The 1,294-nt window shown below is 63.8% G+C and carries 2 protein-coding genes and 1 pseudogene; all 3 read left to right on the forward strand.

Annotated elements, in window-relative coordinates:
• Window positions 1-126, forward strand: a pseudogene (locus tag C5P05_RS08290) (NAD(P)(+) transhydrogenase (Re/Si-specific) subunit alpha); the annotation flags it as partial.
• Between the two features lie 66 nt (window positions 127-192).
• Window positions 193-513 (forward strand): NAD(P) transhydrogenase subunit alpha, encoded by a 321-nt coding sequence (locus C5P05_RS08295; RefSeq protein WP_114969385.1) that lies wholly within the window; start codon window positions 193-195, stop codon window positions 511-513.
• A partial coding sequence (locus tag C5P05_RS08300) for an NAD(P)(+) transhydrogenase (Re/Si-specific) subunit beta (RefSeq protein WP_198674669.1) occupies window positions 510-1,294 on the forward strand: 785 nt, incomplete at its 3' end. The genes C5P05_RS08295 and C5P05_RS08300, both read left to right, overlap by 4 nt.

The raw sequence follows: 1,294 nt of genomic DNA on the forward strand, positions 1-1,294 counted from the left end.
GCGCGCAACGTGCTCGACTTCCTCAAGCTGATCCTCACCAAGGAAGGCAGCTTGAACATCGACCTGAACGACGACATCGTCGCCGCCTGCCTGATGACCCAGGGCGGCGAAGTCAAGCGAAAGTAACAACCTTGCGGGACAGGCCGCAGCCGCGCAGCGGCCAGCCCTGTCCTCAACCGGAGAAAAGCAACCATGGATATTCTGTCCCCGACGATCACCAACCTGATCATCTTCGTGCTGGCCATCTACGTGGGTTACCACGTCGTCTGGACCGTCACGCCGGCCCTGCACACGCCGCTGATGGCCGTGACCAACGCCATCTCGGCCATCGTCATCGTCGGCGCCATGCTGGCCGCCGCGCTGACCGAGACCACCCTGGGCAAGAGCATGGGCGTGCTGGCGGTGGCCTTGGCCGCCGTCAATGTGTTCGGCGGCTTCATGGTGACCCGGCGCATGCTGGAGATGTTCAAGAAAAAGGACAAAAAAGTGGCTGTCAAGGAAGGTGCCCAATGAGTTTGAATCTGGTTACCCTGCTGTACCTGTTCGCCAGCGTCTGTTTTATCCAGGCGCTCAAGGGCCTGAGCCACCCCACCACCTCGATCCGCGGCAACCTGTTTGGCATGGTTGGCATGGCGGTGGCCATCGTCACCACCGCCGCGCTGATCTTCAAGCTGGCCGACGGGCACCTGGCCGGCATGGCCTGGGTGCTGCTCGGCCTGGTGCTCGGTGGCGGCTACGGCGCCTACCGCGCCAAGACCGTGGAGATGACGCAAATGCCCGAGCTGGTGGCCTTCTTCCACAGCATGATTGGCCTGGCTGCGGTGTTCATCGCCATCGCCGCCGTGGTGGAGCCCTGGGCCTTTGGCATCGTCGCCAAGGGGGAGGCGATTCCGGCCGGCAACCGGCTCGAGTTGGCGCTGGGCGCGGCGATTGGCGCCATCACCTTCAGCGGCTCGGTGATTGCCTTTGGCAAACTGTCCGGAAAATACAAGTTCCGCCTGTTTCAGGGCGCACCGGTGCAGTTCGCCGGCCAGCACCAGATCAACCTGGTGCTGGGCCTGGTCATGCTGGCCGCGGTGCTGCTGTTCACCTTCACCGGCGAGCCGGTCTACTTTGCCGTGGCCACCTTGCTGGCCTTCGTCATGGGCGTGCTGATCATCATCCCGATCGGCGGCGCCGACATGCCGGTGGTGGTGTCCATGCTCAACAGCTACTCCGGCTGGGCCGCCGCCGGCATTGGCTTCAGCCTGAACAACGCCATGCTGATCGTCGCCGGCTCGCTGGTGGGTAGCTC

Source organism: Rhodoferax ferrireducens, from assembly GCF_003347515.1.
Lineage (GTDB): Bacteria > Pseudomonadota > Gammaproteobacteria > Burkholderiales > Burkholderiaceae_C > Rhodoferax.

What these genes read in the sequence shown, in the direction of transcription:
- C5P05_RS08295 (WP_114969385.1), top strand. Translation starts at nt 193, where the DNA reads ATGGATATTCTGTCCCCGACGATCACCAACCTGATCATCTTCGTGCTG.